The 26,118-nt window shown below is 64.9% G+C and carries 25 protein-coding genes and 1 tRNA gene; 11 read left to right on the forward strand and 15 right to left on the reverse strand.

The window, feature by feature from the left end; all coding sequences use genetic code 11:
• Positions 1-11: 11 nt before the first annotated feature.
• Positions 12-251 carry a sulfurtransferase TusA family protein gene (locus tag WDX12_RS05670; protein WP_434724217.1) on the forward strand — a complete coding sequence of 80 codons (240 nt, stop codon included), beginning with the start codon at positions 12-14 and terminating at the stop codon, positions 249-251.
• A 17-nt stretch (positions 252-268) separates the two neighbouring features.
• Here the strand turns inward: WDX12_RS05670 and WDX12_RS05675 are convergent, their stop codons facing one another.
• Positions 269-1,441, reverse strand: coding sequence for a CobW family GTP-binding protein (locus WDX12_RS05675; RefSeq protein ID WP_434724218.1), 1,173 nt, complete (start codon positions 1,439-1,441; stop codon positions 269-271).
• 8 nt (positions 1,442-1,449) lie between these two features.
• Positions 1,450-2,616: a D-alanyl-D-alanine carboxypeptidase family protein gene (locus tag WDX12_RS05680; RefSeq protein WP_434724219.1), complete on the reverse strand. Its 1,167-nt coding sequence runs from the start codon at positions 2,614-2,616 to the stop codon at positions 1,450-1,452.
• Positions 2,617-2,838: 222 nt separating this feature from the next.
• Between WDX12_RS05680 and WDX12_RS05685 the strand changes: the two genes are divergently transcribed.
• Together WDX12_RS05685 and WDX12_RS05690 are read left to right on the forward strand one after the other, a co-directional pair.
• Positions 2,839-4,002: a M20 aminoacylase family protein gene (locus WDX12_RS05685; protein ID WP_320296640.1), complete on the forward strand. Its 1,164-nt coding sequence runs from the start codon at positions 2,839-2,841 to the stop codon at positions 4,000-4,002.
• A 141-nt stretch (positions 4,003-4,143) separates the two neighbouring features.
• Positions 4,144-4,220, forward strand: a tRNA-Arg gene (locus WDX12_RS05690).
• A gap of 170 nt (positions 4,221-4,390) precedes the next feature.
• On the opposite strand, the gene WDX12_RS05695 is transcribed toward WDX12_RS05690, so the two are convergent.
• The 7 genes from WDX12_RS05695 to WDX12_RS05725 form a co-directional block, all read right to left on the reverse strand.
• Positions 4,391-5,797, reverse strand: a complete 1,407-nt coding sequence (locus tag WDX12_RS05695; RefSeq protein WP_434724220.1) for an NAD(P)-dependent oxidoreductase — start codon at positions 5,795-5,797, stop codon at positions 4,391-4,393.
• Between the two features lie 331 nt (positions 5,798-6,128).
• On the reverse strand, positions 6,129-6,692 hold the full coding sequence (gene msuE, locus WDX12_RS05700; protein WP_434724221.1) for an FMN reductase: 564 nt from the start codon (positions 6,690-6,692) through the stop codon (positions 6,129-6,131).
• Between the two features lie 261 nt (positions 6,693-6,953).
• On the reverse strand, positions 6,954-7,634 hold the full coding sequence (locus tag WDX12_RS05705) for an SGNH/GDSL hydrolase family protein (protein WP_434724222.1): 681 nt from the start codon (positions 7,632-7,634) through the stop codon (positions 6,954-6,956).
• Between the two features lie 56 nt (positions 7,635-7,690).
• Positions 7,691-8,617, reverse strand: coding sequence for an ABC transporter permease (locus WDX12_RS05710; protein ID WP_434725575.1), 927 nt, complete (start codon positions 8,615-8,617; stop codon positions 7,691-7,693).
• A 27-nt stretch (positions 8,618-8,644) separates the two neighbouring features.
• Positions 8,645-9,607: an ABC transporter permease gene (locus tag WDX12_RS05715; protein ID WP_434724223.1), complete on the reverse strand. Its 963-nt coding sequence runs from the start codon at positions 9,605-9,607 to the stop codon at positions 8,645-8,647.
• Positions 9,604-11,133 carry a sugar ABC transporter ATP-binding protein gene (locus WDX12_RS05720; RefSeq protein ID WP_434724224.1) on the reverse strand — a complete coding sequence of 510 codons (1,530 nt, stop codon included), beginning with the start codon at positions 11,131-11,133 and terminating at the stop codon, positions 9,604-9,606. Before WDX12_RS05720 ends, WDX12_RS05715 begins: the two co-directional genes overlap by 4 nt.
• Before the next feature lie 80 nt (positions 11,134-11,213).
• Positions 11,214-12,239 (reverse strand): ABC transporter substrate-binding protein, encoded by a 1,026-nt coding sequence (locus tag WDX12_RS05725; protein ID WP_434725576.1) that lies wholly within the window; start codon positions 12,237-12,239, stop codon positions 11,214-11,216.
• Between the two features lie 443 nt (positions 12,240-12,682).
• Between WDX12_RS05725 and WDX12_RS05730 the strand changes: the two genes are divergently transcribed.
• Positions 12,683-13,333: an SGNH/GDSL hydrolase family protein gene (locus tag WDX12_RS05730; RefSeq protein ID WP_320296633.1), complete on the forward strand. Its 651-nt coding sequence runs from the start codon at positions 12,683-12,685 to the stop codon at positions 13,331-13,333.
• 47 nt (positions 13,334-13,380) lie between these two features.
• Positions 13,381-14,484 carry an ROK family transcriptional regulator gene (locus tag WDX12_RS05735; RefSeq protein ID WP_434724225.1) on the forward strand — a complete coding sequence of 368 codons (1,104 nt, stop codon included), beginning with the start codon at positions 13,381-13,383 and terminating at the stop codon, positions 14,482-14,484.
• Between the two features lie 3 nt (positions 14,485-14,487).
• Here WDX12_RS05735 and WDX12_RS05740 read toward each other — a convergent pair whose 3' ends face one another.
• From WDX12_RS05740 to WDX12_RS05750, 3 genes are all read right to left on the reverse strand, one after another.
• A complete protein-coding gene (locus tag WDX12_RS05740) occupies positions 14,488-15,330 on the reverse strand; it encodes a DeoR/GlpR family DNA-binding transcription regulator (RefSeq protein ID WP_320296631.1) in 843 nt (280 codons plus the stop codon).
• 98 nt (positions 15,331-15,428) lie between these two features.
• A complete protein-coding gene (locus WDX12_RS05745; protein WP_434724226.1) occupies positions 15,429-16,202 on the reverse strand; it encodes an SDR family NAD(P)-dependent oxidoreductase in 774 nt (257 codons plus the stop codon).
• 12 nt (positions 16,203-16,214) lie between these two features.
• The gene (locus WDX12_RS05750) at positions 16,215-17,483 is read right to left on the reverse strand and encodes an ADP-dependent glucokinase/phosphofructokinase (RefSeq protein WP_434724227.1); all 1,269 of its coding nucleotides are present in this window, start codon (positions 17,481-17,483) and stop codon (positions 16,215-16,217) included.
• 385 nt (positions 17,484-17,868) lie between these two features.
• On the opposite strand from WDX12_RS05750, the gene WDX12_RS05755 reads away from it, so the two are divergent.
• The 6 genes from WDX12_RS05755 (at position 17,869) to WDX12_RS05780 (ending at position 24,044) form a co-directional block, all read left to right on the forward strand.
• Positions 17,869-18,885: a hypothetical protein gene (locus WDX12_RS05755; RefSeq protein ID WP_434724228.1), complete on the forward strand. Its 1,017-nt coding sequence runs from the start codon at positions 17,869-17,871 to the stop codon at positions 18,883-18,885.
• Between the two features lie 125 nt (positions 18,886-19,010).
• Positions 19,011-20,297 carry an ABC transporter substrate-binding protein gene (locus WDX12_RS05760; protein WP_320296627.1) on the forward strand — a complete coding sequence of 429 codons (1,287 nt, stop codon included), beginning with the start codon at positions 19,011-19,013 and terminating at the stop codon, positions 20,295-20,297.
• A gap of 100 nt (positions 20,298-20,397) precedes the next feature.
• Positions 20,398-21,339 (forward strand): carbohydrate ABC transporter permease, encoded by a 942-nt coding sequence (locus WDX12_RS05765; protein WP_320296626.1) that lies wholly within the window; start codon positions 20,398-20,400, stop codon positions 21,337-21,339.
• Entirely contained in the window at positions 21,339-22,172 is an 834-nt protein-coding gene (locus WDX12_RS05770; RefSeq protein WP_434724229.1) for a carbohydrate ABC transporter permease, read from the forward strand. Before WDX12_RS05765 ends, WDX12_RS05770 begins: the two co-directional genes overlap by 1 nt.
• A 3-nt stretch (positions 22,173-22,175) precedes the next feature.
• A complete protein-coding gene (locus WDX12_RS05775; protein WP_320296624.1) occupies positions 22,176-23,282 on the forward strand; it encodes an ABC transporter ATP-binding protein in 1,107 nt (368 codons plus the stop codon).
• A gap of 33 nt (positions 23,283-23,315) precedes the next feature.
• Positions 23,316-24,044: an SDR family oxidoreductase gene (locus WDX12_RS05780; protein WP_320296623.1), complete on the forward strand. Its 729-nt coding sequence runs from the start codon at positions 23,316-23,318 to the stop codon at positions 24,042-24,044.
• A 71-nt stretch (positions 24,045-24,115) separates the two neighbouring features.
• On the opposite strand, the gene WDX12_RS05785 is transcribed toward WDX12_RS05780, so the two are convergent.
• From WDX12_RS05785 to WDX12_RS05795, 3 genes are all read right to left on the reverse strand, one after another.
• Positions 24,116-24,517: a hypothetical protein gene (locus tag WDX12_RS05785; RefSeq protein ID WP_320296622.1), complete on the reverse strand. Its 402-nt coding sequence runs from the start codon at positions 24,515-24,517 to the stop codon at positions 24,116-24,118.
• 121 nt (positions 24,518-24,638) lie between these two features.
• Positions 24,639-25,547, reverse strand: coding sequence for an anti-sigma factor family protein (locus tag WDX12_RS05790; protein ID WP_434724230.1), 909 nt, complete (start codon positions 25,545-25,547; stop codon positions 24,639-24,641).
• A complete protein-coding gene (locus WDX12_RS05795) occupies positions 25,534-26,103 on the reverse strand; it encodes a sigma-70 family RNA polymerase sigma factor (RefSeq protein WP_320296620.1) in 570 nt (189 codons plus the stop codon). The genes WDX12_RS05790 and WDX12_RS05795 overlap by 14 nt, the downstream gene beginning before the upstream one ends.
• Positions 26,104-26,118: the final 15 nt, after the last annotated feature.

A 26,118-nucleotide genomic window follows, 5' to 3' on the forward strand; every position in this document is an offset into this window, starting at 1 on the left:
GAGCCCTCAGCTTGGCAAAAAAGGCCGCCATCTACGACCTGAAAGGGCTGAATTGTCCGCTGCCGGTGCTGAAAGCCCGCAAGCGGCTGGCCACGATGCGGCCCGGCAGCCGGCTTTGGCTGGAAACCACCGATCCGCTCGCGGTCATCGATATCCCGGCCTTCTGCGCCGATGCCGGTCACCAATTGGTCGAGACGGCCGCGGTCACCGGCGGCCACCGCTTCCTGGTCGAGCGCGGCAACGCGGCCTGAGCCGGCGCCTTTTCGGCTTATAACCCGGCTATCGCCAGCGGATTGGCTTCCAGCGCCGCGCGGTCCGGCGTGTCGATCGACGGCTTGTTGGTGAGAGCGGCGAACAGCCGCCGAATATAATCCTCCGGCATGTCGAGCGTGATCAGCACCAGCCTGGTGCCGCGCTGGCCGTCGGGCCAGGCCGGCAGTCTTGCCGGCGGATGCAGGACCTTCTGCACGCCGTGGATGACCAGCGGCCGCGAGGGATCCTCGGCGAGCTCGATGACGCCCTTCATGCGCAAGAGTTTCTCGCCATGTGTCGAGCGCAGGAGGTCGAGGAACATCTCGATCGCCGAGAATGGCACCGGGCCGTCATGGACAAGCGAGTGCGAGCGCACGCGCGTATCATGGCGATGCGCATGGTGATGATGGCCATGATCATGGTCGCCGTCATGGTGATGATGGTCGTGGCGATGATCATGGCGATGATCCTGATCATGGTGATGATCCTGATCATGGTGATGATCTTGATCATGCGCCGCCTCTTCGCCAAGCCAGCGCCGCACGTCGGCGGACTTGGTCTGAGGATCATAGAGGCCGCAATTGAACAGCGCCGCGGCGCCCGTGCCGGCCTCATTGACATCGAGGACGACGGCGCCCGGATTGAGCTGCTTGAGCCTCGCCCGCAACGCCTTGATCCCGGCCGCGCCGGCAAGGTCCGTCTTGGTCAACACGATACGGTCGGCCACCGCGGCCTGTTTGACCGCCTCGACATGGGCATCGAGCGTCGCCTCGCCGTTGACGGCGTCGACCAGCGTGATGACGCCGTCGAGCCGGAAGGCCTGCACCAGCGCCGGATGCGCCATGATCGACTGCAGCACCGGTGCCGGATCGGCCAGGCCCGTCGTCTCGACGACGACGCGGGCCAATTTCGCGATCCGGCCGGTCTGCAGCCGGTCGACGAGATCGGCGAGCGTGTCGACCAGATCACCGCGCACCGTGCAGCAGAGGCAACCGTCGGAAAGCTGGATGATGCCGTCGGACGCCTGCTCGACCAAAAGATGGTCGATCGCCACCTCGCCGAACTCATTGATGATCACCGCCGTGTCGGCAAGCTCCGGATCCTTGAGCAGCCGGTTGAGCAGCGTCGTCTTGCCGGCGCCGAGAAAGCCGGTGAGCACGGATACGGGAAGGGGAAAGCCGCTACCCATAGCAGGGGTCAGTTCGCCGTCTTGGCCGGTTGGTCGCCCTGCGCCCCGGCAGCGGCGGTTGCCAGCGGTTCGGCGCCGGTCGGCGCCGGCCTGTCGGGCCGCCAGTTCGGCAGCGGCACATCGGCATAATTCTGATCGACCTGGTCGACGAAAGCCTTCGGCGCCGGACCGGTGGCGCCGCCGAGACCGACCGCAACCAGCGCGGGGTGGTCGAGCTTCACCTGGTAGGGCGATTTCGGCTTATCCTTGGCTGCGACCTCGGGGGCTGCCTCGGACTGCTCCTCCTTCGGCTTCTTCTTGCAGATCTCGTCATGCATGTCGTTGGGCGACAGCGTGTCGCCATAGGGCTTGAGTGCGGCCAGCGTGGTCGAACCCGCCGCCGGCATATCGAAACCCTGGTCGAGCAGCTTTGCCGCCGCTTCGGCGCGGCTGACTGCCGATTTCTCGCCGAGCACCACGGCGACCAGCGTGCGACCGTTGCGCGTCGCCGAGCCGATCATGTTGAATCCGGAAGAGCAGACGAAACCGGTCTTCATGCCGTCGGCCCCGGGATAGCGGCCGATCAGCAGATTATAGTTCGGAAGGGCCTTCTTGCCGACGGCAAGGCCCTCGATCGAGAACCAGGGCGCATATTGCGGAAAATCATTGCGCAGCGCCGCCACCAGAACGGCAAGGTCGCGCGCGGTCGTGTATTGTTCCGGCGAATAAAGCCCGTTCGGGTTGACGAAATGCGTTCCAACCATACCGAGCCGGGCCGCCTCGGCGTTCATGCGGTCGGCGAAGGCGGCCTGCGACCCTCCTATATTCTCGCCGACGGCCATGGCGATGTCGTTGGCCGACTTGACCAGCATCATCTTCAGCGCATTGTCGAGCCGCATCACCGAGCCCGGTTTGAAGCCCATCTTGCTCGGCGGCTCGCCGGCCGAATGCTTCGTCACCTTGATCGGCGAATCGAGCGCCACCTCGCCCGCCTGGATGGCGCGAAAGGTGACATAAGCCGTCATCAGCTTGCTGAGCGAGGCCGGATACCAGCGCTTGAACGCGTCCTGATGCTCCAGGATGGAGCCACTCTTCAGATCGAATAGGACCACCGGATTGGCGTGCGCAGCGCCGGCAAACACCGGAAGCGCCAGCGCGCTAGCCAGCAACAGGTTGAGGAAATGCCTTTGCCGCATGATCAAATCCGAAAATCGCCTCTTGCCGTAATCGCCGCTGGGTCCGTAAGATTTCGTTACCCATCGCCAGCACAAATTCGGCCCGACCCTCGATCCCGGACCGCATTGTTGCCGTGCTATTTACCCTATGTGACGCCAAAATGGCAAAGTGCCATACATTCACAATTGCTGAGCAGCGGCTCTGAACCGATTGCCGCCAGTCAACCAAGAGATGGAACGATCATGCCGATTCTGAACCGCGCCGCGCAAATGCAGGAAGAAGTTGCCGGCTGGCGACGACATCTGCACCAGACACCGGAGCTGAATTTCGACGTCTTCCAGACCGCCGGCTTCGTCACCGAAAAGCTGAAGGCCTTCGGCTGCGACGACGTGGTGACCGGTTTGGGCAAGACCGGCGTCGTCGGCATCATCCGCGGCCGCAACGGCGATGGCCCGACCATCGGGCTCCGGGCCGACATGGACGCGCTGCCGATCGACGAGATCACCGGCAAGCCATGGGCCTCGACCGTGCGCGGCAAGATGCACGCCTGCGGCCATGACGGCCATACCGCGATGCTTTTGGGCGCCGCCAAATATCTCGCCGAAACGCGCAATTTCGCCGGCACCGTGGCGGTGATCTTCCAGCCGGCCGAGGAAGGTGGCGGCGGCGGCAACGAAATGGTCAAGGACGGCATGATGGAGCGCTTCGGCATCGAGAAAGTGTTCGGCATGCACAACATGCCCGGCCTGCCGGTCGGCCAGTTCGCCATCAAGCCCGGTCCGATCATGGCCGCCACAGCCGAGTTCACCATCACCGTCAAGGGCCGCGGCGGCCATGCCGCGATGCCGCACGGCACGATCGACCCGATCGTCATCGCCAGCCAACTGGTCGGCGCGCTGCAGACCATCGCCTCGCGCAGCACCGATCCGGTCGAGGCCGTGGTGGTGTCGGTGACAAAGTTCCACGCCGGCGACGCCTATAACGTCATTCCCGAAAGCGCCGAGATCGCCGGCACAGTGCGCACGCTGAAGAAGGAAGTGGCCAAGAAATCGGAAGAGCGCATCCGCGCGCTCTGCGCCGGGCTCGCCTCCGCCTTCGGCGCCACCATCGAGGTCGACTACGACACCAACTACCCCGTCACCTTCAACCATGCTGAGGAAACCGTGTTTGCCGGCGATATCGCGGCCAACATCGCCGGCGACAGCCACGTCCACCGCGCCATCCAGCCGGTGATGGGCGGTGAGGATTTCTCCTATATGCTGGAAGCCCGCCCCGGCGCCTTTATCTTCATCGGCAATGGCGACACGGCCGGCCTGCATCACCCGGCCTACGACTTCAACGACGAGGTCATCCCGCACGGCATGAGCTATTGGGTGAAGCTGGCCGAGACCGCGCTGGCCGCTTGAGCGGCCGTGGCGAAGGCGGCGAGTGTCCCGCCGCCATACGGCTTGGCCGGCTCGGTCCGGCCGAGATAGGATATCCGGCTCATGGGAGGTCAGCATGCCCCTTGGCGAACCGGCCCGAAGCGTCTATGTGTCGGGCCGCGTGGTCCCGTAGCTCAGTAGGATAGAGCGGCAGATTCCTAATCTGTAGGTCACAGGTTCGATTCCTGTCGGGATCACCAAGTTTTTCAAAGGCTTGGCGAGCAGCTCGCCGCACTCTTTCTGAAATCTGATACGACGAGTTCCTGCGGATCCGACACGTCGATTTCACCGACGGCGCGGCGCGGACCGCTCCGTCGCCAGGATTTGCCGAGGCGATGCAAGCGTGCCAGCCCCCACACGATGGTGAGCGTCAGAGCGATCCTGAAGAGAACGGCCCGGAAAGGTGGTGCCTGCGTATAAGTGTGGAGAGACGGTTCGCGGCCTCGGCGAGTGCTTCGCCTCCGGAAGCGATCAGCGCCGGTCGTTCCTGCTCGGACGCGGCCAGGACGCGTTCCCAGAACGCGGCAACGAGAGCGCTTGAGCGGGCGAGGTCGGCGGCCGCGTCCCGATCGGCGGCCAGCGTCGCCAGATGCCGGAGATCGATGCCGCCGATACCCGGCGGGGTTTTCGCTCCCATGTCGACAAAACCCGAAGGCAGCGATCCTTTCAGATTGTGGACGCGATGCTCGACGATGGCGGCGTGGATCTGATCGACCGCTTGCTTGGCGCCCGCGACGCGGGAGGGATGATCGGTGTCGGCCGCGGCATGCGGCAGAAGCTCCAGATGCTGGCCATGGCGCTCGACCAGCTTGAGATAAGGCAGCATCGGCCCTGAAAGTGTGCCGCCGTCATTGAACAGGTCCGCGTCGATCGCCGCATGGGAAACGCGCCCTGACTCCAGTGCGCGCTCCAGCGCCGCAACGTCGACCAGTTCGCCGCGGTCGTAGTTGATGAGCACGGCGCCCGGGTTGAGGGCGGAGAGCAGCTCGTCTCCGATCAGTCCGGCGTTGGCGTATTTTTTCTGGCCGGCATCGAAGGCACCCAGGCCGAGATGGACCGAAAGCGCGTCCGCGCCACGCGCCGCGTCCTCCATGCTTGCGGCGTAGTCGAAGCCCTCAAGCTCGATCCATTTGCGGTGACGGGGCCGCGCATGGATTGTGACCCGCATGCCGAAGGCCTGGCCGAGCCTGGCGAACTCCCGACCGATGTTGCCATAGCCGATCACCGCCAGTCTTTTGCCTTCGAGCTTTTCGGTCGGGTAATGCCGCAGGTCTTTTCCCGTGTCGAACTGCCCGCCGGCGACCAGGGTGTTGAGCCTGTCCACGGGCAGATCCGGCCTGACTTTCAGCAGCGCCTTCATGGCCATTTGCGCGGTGGCGCGGCTGTTGATGCCCGGCGTGTTCATGAGCGGCGCTTCGCCGCCCTCTCCGCTGCCCCCACCCCACGAGGTAGAGCCCATATTGCCAGTGCCCGTTCCGATGCGCACGCCGCCGAGGCGGAACCTGGCCTCCGCCGGAATGAAGGTCGCGGCTGCGATAACGGCGTCGTAGCGGCCGTCGCCAGCCTCGGCCAACAATTCCTCCCGCGTGCTCAATTGCGGCAGGTAGAAGAAATGCAGCCTGCCTGGATCAAGAGGGCCGGCCCCACCGATACCTGTCTGATGGAATGCGCCGCCCTTGGCTTCGATATGAGCCTTGACCTCGCTGTGGTCTGGATTGCCGTCGGCGCCGAAGCGGAGGCCGACAAAGTCGCAAATCAGAATATTGGCTGATGTCATGGAACGTCTTTTCCCTGCAACTGTCTCCAGCTACACCAATCGGCAAATCGATGGCCAAGCGTGAAGCGGCATATCCAGGTCGCAAGCGAGAGATTTGCCCAGGGAGCTAGAACCTGTCGGCCCTGAATGGCGACAGGTCGACCATCGTCGGCAACCCGGCGGCAAACTCGACGACGAGCTTGCCGATGACCGACCCGCCGATCGCCCCTGATGTCCATGGCCGAATGCGTAGATGACGTTGCGCGCGCTTTGCGCGGTCGATGACGGGCCGGCGTCCCCGGCCGATGGCCCATCCTGATGCGTGCCGTCGAAATCTCGCGGGTTGCTTCGGCTATTCCGCCGCGATCCGGTGGCCGGCGGCGCGGCGCGAGAGCGCATAGCCTGCATCGTCGACCGCCTGCGCGACACGCTTGCGGATCGCTTCGGAAACCAGCACGCCGTCGGCGAAGTCCTTGTCCGTCGCATAGACTGCCGTCGGCAAGGCGAGAGCCTCGAAGAAACCGAACAGCGGCCGCAGTTGATGCTCGACGATCAGCGCATGCCGCTCACCGCCCCCGGTTGCAAGCAGCAGCACCGGCTTGCCCCTCAGCGAGGCCGGATCGAGCAGATCGAAGAAGTGCTTGAAGAGACCGGTATAGCTGCCCTTGTAGGTCGGCGATCCGACCACCAGCACATCGGCGTTGACGACCCTGTTGAGAATATCGAAGGCCTGCTGATCGAGATCGCGGGCCCATTTGGCGCTGCCGAGTGAAGGTCCAACGTCTTCGATGTCAAAGGTGCTCGCGGACAGGTTGTTGCGGGCCGCGATGTCCCTGACCACCAGCTCGACAAAGCCGCGCGTCTTCGACGGCCGGGTGAAATTTCCGGAGAAACCGACAACGGTTGGGTTGGGCATGCTGTGGCACTTCTCGGTAAGTCGACGCCAGATCTAATGTCTATAATTTTTATAGACTCTGGCCTGCCTTAGAAGGAACGATCCGCCTTTCGAAGGCGTCTCCCCGAACAATTTTTCCATGGATCGGACCGATCGTGGTTTCCATGGTCGGGACGAGGCCCGCTCGGCCCGCTTACCGAAATTGCGGGCCGGCGGTGCCGCGCCGGTCCCGCAATCGGCGCATCGATCTGGAGGGGGCCGATGCGCCGTCATACTTGAACCTCAGGCAACCTTGCGATCGGGCTGACGCGCGAAGATCTCCTGAACCTTGCCCGCTATCGCCTTGCCGAGATCGCGATTGTTCTCAGGCGTGAAGTGGATGCCGTCGCAGCCGTCGGTGGTGATGAAATCCCCGGCATTGAGGAAATCGACCTTCGCGAAATCGGCCATGGCGCGATATTCGGCCGCCAGCGCCGCCGTCTTCTCATGGCCGCCGGCGAACATGCCCTGGAAGAAGGGATGCGGCATCGGGGTCAACGGCGGCGGCGCGACCACCAGCGCCTGCGGCGCAGGATAGGGTGTGCCCACGCCGCCGGCGCTGGTGAGGATCTGGCCGACGAGCTTGGCCATGCCGTTGGCGATCTCATAGGGCGTGCGGCGGAAGAACGACTTGGTGTCATTGGTGCCGAGCATGACGATGACGAGGTCGAGCGGCAGGTGGCTGGCGATGGCCGAGGGCAGATAGGCGCTGCCGTTCAGTCGCGGATCGTTGGGATCGTCGAGGCTGGTGGTGCGGGCGCTCAAACCTTCCTCGATCACATGGTACCCGTCACCCAGATGCGAGGCCATCACGCCCGTCCAGCGGTCCTCATAGGCGTAGCGATGCGTCGGCGATCCCTCGATGACCGGAATCCAGCCCCAGGTCAGCGAATCTCCAAAACACAGGATCGATCTTTTGGTCATGTCTCCAATCCATTTCCCTATGCGATTAACTTGTTGGCAGTTCCGAACTTGCCGGCTCAGCTCGACCTGCCCGTGATGCCGTAGAAGATCGCCGCGAGCAGGATGATGAGGCCCTGCGCGATCAGCTTGCCGGGCTCGTCGACGCCGAAGGTCGTCATCACGACGAACAGCAGCGCAAACGACAGCACGCCGAAGAAAGGTCCCCAGACCCCGCCTTCCCCGCGCCCGAAGACGACGCCGCCGAGGATGGTTGCTGCGACCGCCATGATCGGCAGGTCGAGCCCGACCCTGACGCTGCCGACGGCGATCGACGCCGTCTGCACCAGCGCGGCAATCCCGGCGAACAGGCCCGCCAGCGTGTGTGCAAGCACCACGGTGCGGGCGACCGGAACGCCGGAGAAATGCGCCGCCTGCACGTTCTCGCCGACCGACATCACGTAGCGGCCGAAGACCGTGCGCGACAGGAACAGCGACAGCGCCGCCGAAACCGCCACCCAGAAGATCACCGGCGTCGGCGCCGGGCCGAGCTTGGTGTTGTAGATGTCGGCGAACATGCCGGGCACATCGCCGGGCGGCTTGCCGCTCGAAAGGTACTGCACGACCCCGACCAGAACGATGCCGACCGCGAGCGTGACGATGACGGCCGAGACCCGCCTCACCCCGACCATCAGGCCGTTGAAGAGTCCGACCGCGAGACCGATGCCCAGCGCCAGGGCAATGAAGAAAGCCATGGAGGCGCCGGGGAAGACGCCGGACGAGATCGCATAGTTGATGAGCAGGATGACGCCACCGCCCGACAGGTCGATGCTTCGCACCCGCATCACCAGAAGCTGGCCGAGCACCAATATGCCGAGTGGCACGACCTGGCGCACGAATATGCCCATGATGTTGAGATTGAGCATGTTCGGCCGCGCGATCCACAGGACCAGGAGCAGCACGGCAAAGACGTAGTAGGCCGGCGGGACGCGCAGCACGCGGCGCATGACGGGATTGGCGAGCGCAGCAGCCACTTACAACCCCATCTTCTTGCGCGACTGCAGGGCGACCACCAGAAGCAGGATCGCACCTTTGATGGTGGTCTGGATGAAGGGCGACACGTTCGTCAGGTTCATGCCGTTGGCGAGCAGCGCCATGACGAGCGCGCCGATGACGGTCCCGTGCAGGCTGCCGATGCCGCCGGAAAGCTGGGTGCCGCCGATGGCGACGGCCGTGATCGCGTCGAGCTCGAAGAGCAGTCCGACATTCGGGTCGCCCGAGACGATGCGCCCGGCGAGGAAAATGCCGGCAAGCGCCGCGAAGCAGGCGCAGATCACATAGGCCAGCACGATGTTGCGCCGGTCGGCGATACCGAAATTATGCGCCGCGTCCTCCACGCCGGACGACACGCCGCCGCCGATCGCGAAAAGATGCAGTCCGAAGCGGGAACCGTAGAGCAGCTTCCAGGCGACGAGGAGGGTGAATATCCCCCAGAATACCGGCATGGGTACTCCGAGGAAGGAGCCGGCCACGGCGCTGATGACGATATCCGGCACCGTGCCGCCCGAAACCGGCCGCAGCACCCGCGTGATCCCGAGCAGGATGTATTGCGTCGACAGCGTCGCGATGATCGGATGCACGTTGAAGCGGGTGATGATGAAGCCATTGCTGAAACCCACCAGCGCGGCCAGCACGAACACCGCCGGGATCAGCACCCAGGCGGGTCCGCCGAGGGCGAGCACTGCCGTCGTGAAGCTGATCATCGATCCGACCGAAAGGTCGAGCCCACCAAGCAGGATGACGAACATCTGGCCGACCGCCGTGATGACGAGCGGCATCGCCTGCGGCACCAGATTGAGCAGGTTCTCCCCGTTGAGGAACTGCGCCGTCTCGAGGCTGAGCCAAAGCGCGATGGCCAGCGCGATCAACAAGGGCAGCACCCACATGCCCTGCCGCGATCCTGTCGCGCCCGTCAGGCGTCTGCTGATGGCTGTCATCGGCGCTCACCTCCCGCCCCGTTGGCCTCCCCGTTGGCGCTGAGCGCGGCGTCGAGGATGTTGTGCTCCGTGGCGTCGACCGCCGGCATTTCCTTCACGATCGTGTCGTTGTGGACGACGCAGATGCGATCGCAGAGCCCGATCAGCTCGACCGTCTCGCGCGACAGCACCAGCACCGCGCCGCCTTTGCGCGCAAAGTCGCGCAGCAGCCGGTAGATCTCGGACTTTGCGCCGATGTCGACGCCGCGCGTCGGCTCTTCGACGAGCAGGATGTCGATGTCGGCGGCAAGGTAGCGGCCGAGCAGCACCTTCTGCTGGTTGCCGCCGGACAGCGTGCCGACGGCGGCGCTCGGGCCGCTCGCCTTCACCGCGAGGCTCGACATCGTGTCGGCGATCCGCCGCTGGTAGCCGGCGGCCAGCGCCAGTTCCGACCGTTTCGAATGGAGCGCGGCGGCAATGTTGTGCGCCACGGAAAGGCCGAGGAAGAGCCCGTCCTCCTTGCGATCCTCCGGAACGAAGCCGACGCCCATCGCCTGCAGCCGGCGCACGCCGCCGCCCGGCGGCACCGGCAAGGGCAGCGACTTGCCCTTGATCGTCACACGGCCGGCAAAGGGATGGTACTGACCGACCAGCGAGCGCAGGAAACGTTGCTGGCCCTGTCCTTCCAGGCCCGCCAGCGCGACGATCTCGCCGCGGCTGAGCTCCAGCGAAAACGGTTTGGAGCGCTCGGTGATGCGGAAATCCTCGACCGAAAGCATGGCGGGGCCAGGGGCATCGCCGCGCTGGGGAAAGAGATCGGCCAGCTCGCGGCCGACCATCATCGCGATCAGCGCGGCCGGCGCCATCTCGGCGAGCGGTCTGGTGCCGACGAGTTCGCCGTCCTTCAGAACCGTGACGGTGTCGCAGATGGCGAAAATCTCGTCCATGCGGTGCGAAATGTAGACCACCGCCTTGCCTTCATCCTTCAGCCTGCGGATGTGGTGGTTCAACACCTCGACATCCGCGGCATTGAGCGCCGCCGTCGGCTCGTCGAGGATGAACACGCTGGCATCGGTCATGATGCCGTGCGCGATCTCGACGAACTGTCGTTCGGCAATGCTGAGCTTCGAGACCAGCGTGCCGGGATCCAGCGTGAGGCCAAGCTCGGCAAGCGCGTTGCCCGCCTCGCGCCGCATGCGGCGATGGTCGACCCAACCGAAAGCGGTGGTCGGTTCGCGGCCGAGAAACATGTTCTCGGCGATCGTCAAATTGGGCAGCAGCGACAGTTCCTGGAACACGGTCGAGATGCCGGATTCCAGCGCATCCTTCGGCTTATGGAAGACGACCTGGCGCCCGTCGCGCAGGATGGCGCCGCTATCCGACTGGTGGACCCCGGCGAGTATCTTCATCAGCGTCGATTTGCCGGCGCCGTTCTCGCCCATCAGTGCATGGACCGAGCCTGATTGAAGCGCGATCGAGACGCCCTTCAGCGCCGCCGTCCCGGCGAAGGCCTTACGGATATCCGACATTTCGACAAGGGTCTTCACGAAACAAGCACCGCCGCTTTCAGGGGAATTCCGTGGCGCGGGCCAACGTCGTCGCCGCCCGCGCCATAATGGCGCCGCCTCTACTTCTTGGCGTAGAATTCCTTGAGCTTGTCTTCGGGCAGGTCCGACGGCCACCAGACATTGGCCGAGAGATCGTCGCGATAGTATTTCTTGACCTTCTCGATGTCCCAGCCGGCCGGGTTGTAGTCGTAGTGCTTCTTCAGTTCCTTGCCTTCCAGCAGGGCCACGGCGGCGCGGATGCCGGCCGCGCCCTGTGCCGGGCTGTATTCAGCCGAGATCGACTTGAAGCCGTCTGCGATCCACTGGCCGAAGAAGCCGTTGTTGCCCTCGCCGGTGATCGGCGGGATCTTGGCGCCGAACTGCTTGAAGACGTCGACGCAGGCGCGCGTCATGTCGGCGCCGGAAGACCAGATGCCGTCGACCTCCGGGTTGTTCAGGTAGAGCGTCTCGCAGAGCTTCTTGGCCTTGTCGTACTGCCAGTCGCCATGCTCCTCGGCGATGATCTTGACGTCGGTTCCCTTCAGCGCCTGCAGCAGGCCGTTGTAGCGGTTGGTGTCCTCTGGATGGCCGGCGAGCCCGCGCAGCACCCAGATGTTGCCCTTGCCACCAAGCTCCTTGACCAGGAAGTCACCCATCACCTTGCCGAAATGCTCGGCGCCGCCCTGGATTTCGGTGGTGAAGGCGTCGCTCTCGATGCGGCCGGTGTGCACGATGACCGGAATGCCCGCCGCCACGGCCTTGGCGATGCTGGCGTCCGCCGAGGTCGAGGTGACCGGCTGGACGATGATGGCGTCGACCTTCTGGGCGATCAGGTCCTCGATGTCGGCGACCTGCTTCTTCTGGTCGAAGCCGGCGTCGAGCAGGATGAATTTGCTGATGCGATTGTCCTTGGCGGCGGCAGCCTCGGCCTCATGCGCAACCTGCACCGTCCAGGTGTTCGCGTTGACGCCGAAATGGCTCATGCCGATGACCCAGGGCGGATCCTTCTTGAATTTCCCCGCTTCGACCGTCGGATTGTCGCCGCCTCGGGCGGTAACCCCGTCGAGCAGCGCTGCGTCGTCGGCGAACGAGGGTGCGCACCACATGGTGGTCGCGATCACTGCTGCTGCGATTGATTGGATAATCCGTCTCACTGAGCCATCCTCCTTCTCAAGCTCCACGAACCCTGGTGACCAGGGTCACGACTTCCCCATCGGCGTTCGGCCATGGCCAAACGCCGCACCTGCCGGGGCGGGCCCGGCACTGCTTCAGTTCATTGCTCAACCCGCGCGCATGGCCGCTGGAGACAAAGGTCCAGCGGTGCCGCCATGGATCCATGGCAGCCGGTCGGCGCAAAAGGTTCGGGGCATTCCTCCCAGGCTCAGTTCAACCATCGATCCGGCGAGCTGTCAATAATTATTCAGAGTGATGGATTATCTTTGCTGCTTGCGCTATCTTTCCCCCAGATGGCAGGGTCGCTGGACACGGACGGTCGACTCTCGTCCGATAATTTCTGCAAATCAGAACCTTGGCTGGATCGGGGAGGAGCATGCGATCGGTCTTGTGCTACGGCGACTCCAACACGCATGGACAAGTGCCTGGCGGCACACCGCTTGACCGCTACGGCCCGGCCGAGCGGTGGCCCGGTATCATGGCAAGCGAGCTGGGCGACGGCTGGCATGTCATCGAGGAAGGCCTCAGCGGCCGCACGACGGTGCGCGACGATCCCATCGAGGGCGCCCACAAGAACGGGCGTACCTATCTCAGGCCTTGCCTCCAGAGCCATGCCGTTCTCGATCTCGTCATCATCATGCTGGGCACCAACGACCTCAAGGCGCGCTTCAACCAGCCGGCCTCGGAAGTCGCCATGGCCATGGGCTGCCTCGTCTACGACATCAAGGAGCTGAAGCCCGGCCCGGGCGGCAGCGTGCCCGAGATCATGATCGTGTCTCCGCCGCCGATGCTGGACGACATCAAGGAATGGCGATCGATCTTCGCCGGCGCGCCGGAGAAGTCGCGGCAGCTGGCGCTTGAATTCGAGATCATCGCCGATTCGCTCGAAGTGCATTTCTTCGATGCGGGCTCGGTCGTGACCTGCGATCCGCTCGACGGATTCCACATCAACGGACAGGCGCATGCGTCGCTTGGCCGTGCTCTGGCCCGGGAAATCGAAGCAATCGGGTGGCCGGATGAGAGATAGACGCGACATACGGGTGTCCCCCGCGACCGATTGCGAGAGGACGCACCATGCCTGACATGCGCTTTGCGCCGCCCAACCCGCTGCGAATTGCGGACCGCGCGAGCGGCCTCAACGCCGTCAGCGTGCGCGGCTACAACGAGCGCCTCGTGCTGTCGCTGCTGCTCCAGAGCAAGGATATCACCCGTCTCGAGATCGGCGAGCGGACCGGCCTGTCGGCGCAGACGGTGTCCGTCATCGTCCGCTCGCTCGAACAGGAGGGGCTGATCGCCAAGGGCGAAGCCCAGCGCGGCCGCGTCGGGCCGCCCACAGTGCCGATCTCGCTCAACCCCGAGGGCGCCTATTCCGTCGGCATTAGCGTCGGCCACCGGCAGGTTGAGGTCGTGCTGGTCGACTTCGTGGGCTCGATCCGCTCCCATGCGGTGCTGCCGTTCTCGGCCGCCGCGCAGGACACCAACCATCCGCAATTCATGAGCGCCATCGCCAAGGCCCTCGCCGATCTGCCCCGGCATCTCCACCCGCGCATCGCCGGCATCGGCCTTGCCCTGCCGGGCGACGAGGTGGAGCTCGAGCTGACCCCCAAGGCGACCCGCGAGCGGTTCGACGCGCTACAGGAGGAGGTCGAACGGGAGATCGGTTACCCCGTCTACGTCCAGAACGACATCACCGCGGCGGCCGGGGGCGAAAGCATGTTCGGCGTGGCGAAGCACCTTTCGGACTATCTTTTCTTCTATCTCGGCGCACGCCTGCACAGCCGCCTGGTCCTCAACCATCAGATCTACAACGCAGCAGCCGCGGTAAGCTTCGACGTCGGCATCCTGCGGCTCGAACAAGAGATCACCAAACAAGGAAGGCAGACTTCCGAACTCTGGGAAAGAGGCGCGGACTGGCCGTCATTTGGCGAGGCCGAGATCGCATGGCAGCGCGAGCTGGTGAGCCAAATGAAGTCGTCGATCGCGGCGTTGAAGCAGTTCGTTCCGATCACCTCGGTCGTCCTGTCTTCCTACGCGCCCCAGGCGGTCTGCAAGGCGATTTGCCGCGAGCTCGAACAGGCCATGCCGGGCATAAGCGCCATGGCCGGCAACATCGAGCGCTCGCCCAAGGCGGTGGGAGCGGCGGGCCTTCCTTTCAGCTCGCGCTTCATGGTGGAGTGAGGCTTACAGCGGTCGCAGGCTGCCGAGCGGGCGAGGCGCTCCCGCCCCCACGCGCACCACCGTCACCTTGCGCTCCGCGGCGTAGAGCGATGACAGCGCATCCTGCGAGACGCCCTCGTCGGTGATCACTTCATCGATCTCGGAAATGTCCGAAAGCGTGCAGAAGCCAGGTGCGGTGAACTTCGAGGAGTCGACGAGCAGGATGGTCTTGCGCGCCGACGAAATCATGGCGCGCTTGAGCGAGGCCACTTCCAGCGACGTCTCGGTCAGCAGCGTGCCGGTGACGGCCGAGGCGCCGGTCATGCAGAGATCGGCGTGCAGCGTCTTGATGAAGCTCTCGCCTGGTTCGCCGGCGAGGTGCCGGTAGCCCGGACGCACCGTGCCGCCGGGCAGGATGATGCGCCAGGATTTGATCTCGGCGGCGAAGTCGGCGATTTCCAGGCTGTTGGTCACCACGGTGAGCGGCAGGTCGCGTTCGGCCGCCGCGCGCACCGCCTCCATGACGGTCGAGGAGCTGTCGAAGATGACGCTGTCGCGGGCGCTCAGCCGCCCGGCCGCCTCGCGGCCGATGGCAAGCTTTTCGGCATGCTGGAGCTCGGCGTTGACGGTGGTCTCACGCTCGAAGGTCGCGCGCATCGGCTGCAGGAGATGCGCACCGCCATGCGTGCGTTCGAGATAGCCCTTCTCCACCAGGTGCTCGAGGTCGCGCCGCACCGTCGACTGCGAGCCGCCGATCGTGTCGGCCAGTTCCTGGATCGAAGCCGCGCCGTTGACGCGCAGATGCTCCAGGATGAGCGCCTGCCGCTTTGCGGGAACCATTTCGACGCGTTTGCTTGGAGTATCCATGCTTTACTGCTCTGGCGGCCGACGGGCCAAATGGAGCAACTCCAGGAAAAGTATGAGCGGTTTTCCGTCGGGAATTGCGTTAAGACTAAAGAGACTCCCTACCAAATCGTATAGCCGCAATCCACAACCACCACCGCGCCGGTCATGGCGCTGGCCGCGTCGGAGGCGAGGAAGAGGATGGGTGCGGCGATCTCATCCGGCTGCGCGACGCGCCGCATCGGCGTCATGTCCATCCAGATCGGCATCAGCGTCTCGTCGCTGAAGCCGTCGCGCGACATCACCGTGTCGACATAGGTCGGCGCCACGCAATTGACCCGCACGCCGCGCGCGGCCCACTCCCCGGCCAGCGAGCGCGTCATATGATGCACGGCGGCCTTGGCCGCGTTGTAATGCGACTGGCGCTGCGGCTTGTTGGAGATCAAGCCCGACATCGAGCCCAGCGTCACGATCGCGCCGCGGCCGCGTTCGAGCATAGGCCTGGCGAACTCGCGGCAGGACCAGTAGGCGCCATTGAGGTCGACGTCGACCACCTTCAGCCATACCTCGTCGCTCATCTCCTCGCCGCCCGTGTCGGGCCAGGCGATGCCGGCATTGGCGATCAGGATGTCGATCGCGCCGTGGCGCTCGTTGGCGGCCCGCGCGGCGGCGGCGACCGCCTTGGAATCGGTGACGTCGAGCTCAACCGCCTCGACCGCATAGCCCTTCTGCTTCAGCTCACCGCGCCCGGCTGCCAATACGTTTGGATCGAGATCCGAGATGATGACTTTCGCGCCGGCCTCGGCCAGCGCCTCGGCCGTCGACAGGCCGATACCGCGGCCGCCGCCGGTGATGAAAGCGGTCTTGCCGTCGAGGCGGAAGCGTTCGAGAAACATCAAAATTGTCCTTCAGGCGTGTTGGAGGTTTTGGCCGGCATTGGCGTGGCGCGCTCGCCCCAGGATCAGCAGGCAGCCGGCGGTGAAACTGTCGCCGAGGCCGAGCGTTGCCGCTGGCTTGTCCAGATAGGGCGACGCGCAGGCGACGAAGGTCCAGCGCCCTTTGCGCACGGGCGCCTCGAACGGCAGCGGATGGAACTCGGCGGACGGTGAGACGGAAATGTCCCGCGCGGGCGCGCCGTTCGCCGCCCTGGCGCTGGCGATCGCGCAGCCCGCCATCAGCGCCAGCTCTTCTTCCCTTGGATCGTTGAGCGTCACGGCGGCCGCCCATGTATCGGCATGCACGCAGACGCGCTCGAGCCCGAGCCGTTCGCCGAGCGCGACAAGCGCCTCCATCGGATGATAGGCGGAGGGGTTCATGGCGAGCAGCTCGGAATGGCTCATGCCGAGCGAGGAGATCGCGCCGCGCGCATTGGAGAGAAGCTCGTCGACCGCCTGCTGCGAGGCATAGCCGGCGAGCTCGAAATGGATGGTGCGCAGGCCGGCGTCCTTCCAGTCGCGGCTGAGCGCGAAGACATGCCGGCTGGCGGCGCCGACATTTTCGGTCGCCTCGTCGTTGAGGCCGGAAAGCAGCCCGGCCGCGGCGGACGGCGCCAGTTGCCGCGACACGCTTTCGAATTCGGCGTCGTGCTGAATGCCGCGATCGCCGAAACGGATGATGACCCGCGAGGAGCGCGGCGGCACCACCGGACCGATCGCCCGGCCGGCGGTGAATTCGAAGATGAAGATTTCCGGGATATGCGGCCCGGCGGCCGGCACTTCGTCCACGGCTTTGAGTGTTCCGCTTTGCGCCAGGAGAACGCCCGGCGGTATCTGCCGCAGCATCAGGTCATGGCGATCTTCCAGCGCCACCAGCGAGCGGACGCCGAGTTGCCCGAGCACCCAGGCCGCCTGCGGTCCGGTTCCGCCCAGCGCATAGCGTGGCCGCAGGCGCTCGCGCAACCATGCCGGACCTTCCGGCCAGTCGAAGCGCACCTCGCCACCCACGCCACGCGCGGCGCGCGAAAGCAGCAGCGCCGCAAGCCGCGCCGCCTGCGTGTCGGCCGGCGCGTCCAGCAGCGGCTGGATGTCGTTCATCTCGACCCGCGCGTCGACGCATGCGCTGATGCCGCACAGGAAAAGCCCTGCCGACGACAACGCGTCAGCACCGAGTGAACCCGATCGCGGGTCGGTCAGGGCCGCATAGCGTTCCGCGAACGACCCGGTGGCGACATCGCTCATGCCGTGCCTTTCCTCCTCAATCGGCAGCCCCTCTTCAATCGGAAGCATTGTCAATTGCTATCATTATCTTCCAAATCGTCAACGCGATTTTTGCTTGCACACCGCAAACGAGGCTGTCTTGAGAGTGGCCGCGGGCTCCTGCATCAGCGGCTCGAACCTCACTTGAAAATGCGCCCAAAAGTGGTCACGGCAAATAAAATATAGCAAAATCAGATTCTTATTGGAAACTCTCCTTCCATCGACCTTTTTGCCCCGGAGTGTGCGTCCTCGCAGATTAGAGAGAGTTAGATAGCTATTGACAGATTATGAGAACTTTCGTCATAGTGAGGTACGCTTGGATCGCGACACCGCGGCGGGCGCACAGCAGATTTCACCGAGGAAGATCATGGTCACGAGACTGGACAGGAAATTGGCGAACATTCGAGCCGGCCGCTACACGCGGGCCGATTTCGTCATCGCCGATGCCAAGGACAGCGATGTCGGCGCCGGCGTGACCGCCACCGGCTTCGACTATTCGGTCAGGCCGCCGCGCCGCCGCAGCCGCCAGGAATTCATCGCCCAGATCGAGGAGATCATCAAACAGGACGTGGTCGACATCATGCTGGTGTCGCAGTCGAATCTCGAGCTTCTCGACGAGCGCGGCGCCTTCTTCGGCAGCGAGATGAAACCCGCCATCCGCGGCAACCTGGAAACGATGTGCTGGGGCGCCGTGCGCCACGGCACCTATGTGCAGACCCCATCGGTTCCTTTCCGCGACACCAACCTGGCGCGCGCCGTCGCCAATTATCCCGCGCACGGCACCGACCTCGCCCTCTACTCGGTTTCGTTCAGCAACGACGTCGCGCTCGACGTCCGTACCTTGAACGCCTTTGCCGAATTCCGCGCCGAGGCGGCCAGGGTCGGCTTCAAATATTTCTACGAGGTCTTCAATCCGAGCATCGATCTCGGTTTCAGCCGCGAGCAGGTCGGCGAATTCGTCAACGACAACATCATCAAGTCGCTGGCGAGCGTGCCTAAGGCCGAGCGTCCGCTGTTCCTGAAGACCGCCTACAACGGGCCGAAGGCATTGGAGGAGCTCGCCAGCTTCGACAGCGAACTGATCGTCGGCGTGCTCGGTGGCGGCGCCGGCACGACGCGCGACACGTTCGAGCTGGTCGCCCAGTCGGAGCGTTACGGCGCCCGCCTCGCGCTGTTCGGCCGCAAGATCAACCTCGCCGAGGCGCCGCTGCAGCTGATCGTCCTGATGCGCGCCGTGGCCGACGGCACGATCGCGCCGGAAGAAGCCGTGCGCGCCTATCACGGTGAATTGCAGAAGCTCGGGCTGACGCCGAACCGGTCGCTCGCCGACGACCGTGCGATCACGGAAGAAGTGCTGACCGCAGCGGCCGCCAAGGCGGCCTGACGCAACAAGAGTGGCGGCTTTGCCGCCATCCACGCGTGGCGGCTTTGCCGGCATCGCTTTCAGGCATCCGCGAGATGGAGGCTCGCGGCGCGCATTACATGGGAACCGAAAAAGGGAGGAATATGATGAGAAAGATGCTGCTTCTTGCGACGACGATGCTCGCCGCCGCGCTTTATTCCGCATCCGCCTATGCCGATCAGAAAGAGGTGACCGTCTGGTCCTGGTTCGTCCAGAGCACGATGGAAAAATCGATCGCCGCCTTCGAGAAGGCGCATCCGGACATCAAGGTCAAATACACCTATTACAACTATTCGCCCGAATACATCACCGCGCTCAAAGCCGCTGCCGCCTCGGGCAGCCTGCCCGACGTGATCGGCCTGCAGCCGGGCTCGCTCACCCAGCAATATCGCGAAAACCTCGAGGCAGTGAACGAACGCGCCGCCAAGCAGTGGGGCGACAAGTGGGCGGAGAAGATATTCCCCGTCAACCGCAAGCAGATGCTGATGGGCAATCCCAAGGGTGACGAGAACTATTACATCATCCCGCAGGAATCGCAGGTGCTTTGCATCTGGTACAACCGCAAGATCTTCGAGAAGCTCAACCTGTCCCCGCCGAAGACCTACGCCGACCTCAAGGCGGCGGCCAAGGCGCTGACCGAGGGCGGCTACATCCCGATGTTCCAGGGCGCGGCCGACGGCTGGCAGAACGAGAACGTCTTCCTGATGCTCGCCAACCAGTTCTCGCCCGGCATCGTCGACAAGGCGCAGGCTGGCGAGACGCCCTGGACGGCGCCGGAGCTGGTCGCCGCGATGAAGGCCTGGAAAGGCCTCTTCGACGACGGCGTCTTCCAGCAGGGCGCGCTGGGCGCCCACGCCTACCCGACCGGCGCGCAGCTCTTTGCCCAAGGCAAGGTCGGCATGATGGCGCTGGGCTCCTGGTGGATGCAGGAAAGCAAGTTCCCGCCGCCGCTGTCGGAATATGTCCAGAACATGGAGGGCTTCGATTTCTTCTACATGCCCCCGGTCAAGGACGGCAATTCCGCCAGCCCGCCAGTCGGCGGCATCGACATCGGCTACGGCCTGACCAAGAACGGCGGCAAGAACCCGGAAGCCTGGACCTTCCTTGCCGAGCTCACCAACGGCGTCGGCCTGCAGGAAGCGCTGAACGACCTCAACGACCTGCCGGCCTTTGACGGCAATGCGCCGAAGGGGGACATCACCGACCATGTGAAGGAGATGTCGGCGCGCTTCATGGCCGACCTGCCCAAGGCCGAGAACCAGCGCTTCGCCTCGCCCGCGGTCGCCGAGGCGCTCGACAATGCGTTGGCCGGCGTCGCCGCCGGCAGCACCGAGCCGGAAGCGGCCCTGGCCACCGTCCAGGCGGCGAGCGAGAAAGCCCTCGCGGCGAAATAACCCAAGACCGACCGCCGGGCGCTAAGACGCGCCCGGCCCATTTTTCAATGCCGACCCTTTTTCGGTGCCGGCCCTTTTTCAGTGTAAGATGGCGAGCATCATGAGCGCAGAGGCCATGCGAGCCGGAGCCGCCGTCCAAGCGGCGAAGCGGCGATCGGCGTCGAGAGCTTCGACGCTCTATCTCTTTGCCTTGCCGGCCACCCTGCTCTTTGTCGTCTTCATTGCCTATCCGATCCTGTGGGTCGCGGGCCAAAGCTTTTACACCGGCACGGCGGACGGCCGCGCCGTCTTTGCCGGCTTCGCCAACTACACGACCATCCTCGGCGATCCGACCTTCTGGACCGTCGTGCGCAACATGGTGCTGTGGGGCGCCATCACGATACCCGTGCAGATGCTGATCGGCGGGCTGCTTGCCTATTTCATCGAGCGCCACACCCATGCCCTGCGCGGCTTCTTCCGCACCATGTTCTTCCTGCCGGTGGTGACTTCGGTCTCGGTCATCAGCCTGGTCTGGGTGCAGATCTACGCGCCCTATTACGGCATCGCCCAGGAATATCTGAAACATGTCGGCATCGTCATGATGACGTCGCCGATCGGCGATCCGAAGACCGCGATCTACGCGTTGATCGCCGTCAACATCTGGCAATGGACCGGCTTCTCGATGCTGATGTACATCGCCGGCATCGCCAACCTGCCGAGCGAGGTGCTCGACGCTGCCCGCATCGACGGCGCGCGCGGCTGGCGGCTTGCCGTGCACGTCATCGTGCCGATGCTGTCGCCGGCGACCAAGTCGTTGCTGCTGCTCGGCGTCATCGGCACATTGCAGACCTTCCCGATCGTGCATCTGATGACCGGCGGCGGCCCGAACCGCGCCAGCGAGGTTTTTGGCACCTTCATCTTCAAGCAGAGCTTCGTGCTCGGCGACACCGCCAGCGGCGCCGCGCTTTCCGTCATCGTGCTGGTCATCGCGCTGGTGCTGTCGCTGGTCCAGATCGCGCTGCTCGGCGCCCGCCTGTCGCCCGCCGGGAAGGATCAGCCATGATGGCGCCGCTTTCCCGGAACCGCGTCCGCGGCCTAGTCATCCATGCGGTGCTCTTCATCGTGCTCGGCTTCTGGATGGTGCCGCAGGTCTATATGCTCTCGATCGGCCTGCGCACGCCGGCGCAGGCCTTCGATGCCGCTCTGTTCACCTGGCCGGTGACCTTCGACAATTTCGTCACCGTCATCCGCGACAATCCGCTGGGCGGCATTTTCCTCAACAGCCTGATCATCACCGTCGCGACCGTGGCGATCGTCGTCGCGGTCTCCTCGCTCTTTGCCTTCGCCTGCGCGATTCTCAGGCTAAAGGGCTCGATGCTGCTCTACACGACGCTGCTGACGACGCTGATGGTGCCGCTCGCCTCCATGGTCCTGCCCCTGGCGATCCTGCTCAAGACCTTCGGCTGGGTGAACACCTATATCGGACTCATTCTGCCCTATGCGGCGCTCGGCGTGCCCTTCGCCATGGTCATCCTCAAGGCCTTCATGGAGGACGCGCCGCGCGAGCTGTTCGAGGCAGCGCGGGTCGACGGCTGCAACGCCTGGCAGACCTACTGGCACGTCGCTTTGCCGCTGGTGCGGCCGGCGCTTGTCTTCGTCACCATCTGGCAGTTCATCGTCACCTGGAACGAGTTCTTCCTCGCCTTGATCGTGCTGACCAGGAGCGAGATGAAGACACTCACCATCGTGCCGATGCAGTATTCCGGCCTCTACATGGCCAATCCCGGCGCGCTCTTCGCGATCCTGACGCTGATCGCGCTCCCCTTGATCCTGCTTTACGTGCTGGTGCAGCGCGCCTTCGTGCGCGGCCTGCTGGCCGGCGCGGTGAAAGGTTAGGCCATGGCCGCACTGACCATCGACAAGATCACCAAGGCCTTCGGCCACACCACCGTCATCCCCGAGCTGTCGCTGACCATCGAGGACGGCGAGTTCTGCGTGCTGGTCGGGCCGTCGGGCTGCGGCAAGTCCACGCTGCTTCGGATCATCGCCGGGCTGGAGCCGATCAGCTCCGGCCGCATCCTGGTCGACGGCGCCGACATGAGCGACGCCGAGCCGCCGGAACGCGGCGTCGCGATGGTCTTCCAGTCCTACGCGCTCTATCCGCATATGGATGTCGGCCGCAACATCGGCTTCGGCCTCAAGATTGCCCGCACGCCCGTCGCCGAGATCGCCGAGCGCGTCGGCCGCGCCGCCGAGAAATTGCGGCTCGGCTCCTATCTCAAGCGCAAGCCGCGCGAGCTTTCCGGCGGCCAACGCCAGCGCGTCGCCATCGGCCGCGCCATGACGCGCAAGCCGAAGCTGTTCCTGCTCGACGAACCGCTCTCCAATCTCGACGCGGCGCTACGCGTCGGCATGCGCGTCGAGATCGCGCGGCTGAAGGCTGAGCTTGCCTCCACCATGGTCTATGTCACGCATGACCAGGTCGAGGCGATGACGCTCGCCGACCGCATCGTCGTCATGAATGGCGGCCGCATCGAACAGGTCGGCGCGCCGCTCGACCTCTACCACCGGCCGGCAAACCTGTTCGTCGCCGGCTTCATCGGGTCGCCGGCGATGAATTTTCTGAAGGGCCGCGTCGCCTCGGTTGAGGGCAATCAGGCCACGATCAGCCTGGACGTGGGGTTTTCGCTCCGGATGCCCGTTTCAACGCCGCCCCAGCTGGGCGCCGAAGTGACCGTCGGCATCCGGCCGGAACACATCGCGCTTGCTGTCGAAGGACAGGCCGACGCGATCGTCCTGAAGGCCAGCGTGGTCGAGCTACTGGGCAGCGACACTTTCATTCACGTGCGTGACGGCGAGGAGAGCCTAGTCATCCGCGACAGCGGCGGCCGCGTGGCGCGCGCCGGCGATCGCATTGCGATCTCCTTGCCGCCCAACGCCTGCCATCTCTTCGACAAGGCAGGCCAAAGGATTTCCGGCGCGGCGGCCACCACCGAGCCCGCCTGACACGAACTCGATAGACATCGCAAAGAGGGAACCATGACGGATTTTCAAGGCAGGAACATTCTGGTGACGGGCGGCAGCGGCGGCATTGGCGGCACCACCGTGCGGCATCTGGTCAAGGCCAACGCCAATGTGATCGCCGCTGGCCGCTCGCAGGAGGCGCTCGCTGCAATCGCCAGGGAAACCGGCTGCCGGACAGTCACCTTCGACCTCGCTTCCGAGGACGAGATCCGCGACGCTCTAGAAGGGCTCGACCTCTGGGGCGTGGTCAATTGCGGCGGCTTCGGCGGCGAGATCGCGACACCGATGGACACCGACATCGCCATCTTCGACAAGGTCATCACCGTCAATGCGCGCGGCGCGCTGCTGGTCACCAAATACGCCACGCGGCAGATGGTGGCGATCGGCAAGGGCGGCGCGATCGTCAACGTCTCCAGCCAGGCGGCGCTGGTCGCGCTCGACGGGCATATTTCCTACGGCTCGTCCAAGGCGGCGCTCGAAAACATCACCCGCTGCTCGGCGCTGGAGCTGGGCAAATACAACATCCGCGTCAACAGCGTGAACCCGACCGTGGTGATGACGCCGATCTCGTCCGGCCACTGGAGCCAGCCGCATGTCGCCGAGCCGTTCCTGAAGCAGATGCCGCTCGGACGCTGGGCGACCGAGGACGAGGTCGCCGGCCCGATCGTCTTCCTGCTCAGCGACGCTGCCTCGATGATCACCGGCATCCATCTGCCGATCGACGGCGGCTACACCTGCCGGTGAGGACCGGCGTGCAGCAAACGCTGGATCCAGCCCCCCCTGCGGCAGCGGGACAATCAGATGGCCCGGCCGGGTCAGCTTGAGGTAATTTCGTAGCGAAGGACCTGGGCGTCGCCGAGGGACGATCTGCGCCCTGGCGAGATGACGCCGGAGCCGAAGAGGAGAATATCTTCGCGGCGCACGAATACTTCATGGCCGGGTCCCATCGACACGAATGTGCCCGACGAGCTTCGCTCGATGAACCGGGCCTTGCCGTTCGAAATGGTGAAAGTCGCGTGGCGCCTGGACAGGCTGAGCACGTCATCGCCCTTCGAGTGGATGAAGTCACCGCCGTGCTGGGCGACGATCTCGCGTATCGCGTCGAGACAATCCGAGACCTGCTGCAGGGCGGCATCGTCCCCCATGCGCTCATAGAGCGGCACGCTGCCCACGAGATCAGTCAGGAGGACTGCTGCCAGAAGTCTTTCCTGATCCATCGACTCGTATCCGCCCCGAGAACGCGGCTTGTATAACATACCAAAGTCGACCGTGACTTATCACTTGTACGCCAGGGGGCCGGCGCAGGTACTTCGGCGCGATTAAAGACGTTTGCTTTCCCTAGCCCGGACTTCCCGCCGCCGGATTGGCGATGATCGCGGCCCGGAAGCGGGCGACGAAATCGTCGAGCGCCGGGCGCTCGGCGTCCGAGATCGCCCAATAGGAAAAGGCGTCGTCGGTCCAGTGGACGAGCAGGAAGCCGCCCGCCGAGAGATCGTCCGCCACCGGCATCGACTTGGCTTCGTTCTGCCGCGGCGCCGCCACCAGCGTGATCAGATGCTCGTGGTGGCGGTAGACCAGCGCCGGCATCGGCCTGTCGCCGATCACTTCGACGCGGCCGCCGAGCAGCGCGTAGCCGTCCTTGGCCATGTCGGGCGCCGCCGGCGACACGCCGATGCGGCCGTCGAGCCATGGCTTCACCGTATGGCGGTCGGACGAGACGATGTCGACCGGCGTCGCCGCGAGCAGGCTGCGGCGATGGCCGTTGGCGACGGCCACGGCGAAGCTGTCGGAGCCATTGTCCGCCGTCGTCATCCATTGCGTCGCGCCGCTGGCGAGAACAGCCGTCAGCGCGATCGAGGCCGCCATCTGGCGCCAGTCGAAGGAGTTGAACCAGCGTGCCGCGCGCGGCCGCATCGCGATCACATTGCCTTGCTGCTGTTGCGGCTCCGCCGTCGCGGGCTGGACAGCCACGGTATCCCCGGCATCCTTGACCTCGGCGATAGCCGCAATGCGCGCCAGGAAATCGTCGCTGACGCTCGGCCGCGGCAGGTTGGCAACAGCGCCGCGCAACGCCACCAGGCGCGCATGTTCGGCGGCAAGCTCCGGATCGGCGGCCATGCGCCGCTCGACCGCCAAAGCGGCCGCGGCATCGAGCTCGCCATCGACAAGGGCGTGGATCATCAGCTTCATATCCTGCGGGTCTTGCGGCAATCCATCCTCGCGCGGGCTAGTTTCATGCGGGCTCATGGCGCCCTCCAAGTTCGGTCATCAAGAGGCCGCGGGCCCGCGCCAGCCGCGACATCACCGTACCTTGCGGCACGCCGAGCATGGCGGCGATCTCGCGGTAGCTGAGCCCGTTGATGTCGCGCAGCACCACTGTTTCGCGGAAGGCTTGCGGCAGCCTGGCGATCGCCGCTTCCACCGCCGCCGAATTCGCCTTGGCGATCAGCGCGGCTTCCGGGCTGTCGGCATCGTTGTCCGGCGGCGGCGAGACGTCGTCGAGATCGGCGAGGTCGCCGACCGCAACCACGCTACGCGGACGGTTGCGCGCCATCCAGGTATAAGAGGCGTTGCGCACGATGGTGAGCAGCCACGCGCGGGGGTTTCCCCCAGCGAACCCGGCGATACCCGCATGCGCCTTGAGGCAAGCCTCCTGCACCACATCCTCGGCATCGGCCTGATTGCCGGTCAGCCAGCGGGCGAGCGACAGCGCATCGCCAAGATGCGGCAGCACCACTTCGGTAAAACGCGCGGCCAGCATCTTTTCGCTCAACACCGTTCCGCCGTCGGGCGCTCCCGCCATGGGTCTGCCGCCGCC

The organism is Mesorhizobium sp. RIZ17, assembly GCF_051127865.1.
Classification (GTDB): Bacteria; Pseudomonadota; Alphaproteobacteria; order Rhizobiales; family Rhizobiaceae; genus Mesorhizobium; species Mesorhizobium humile.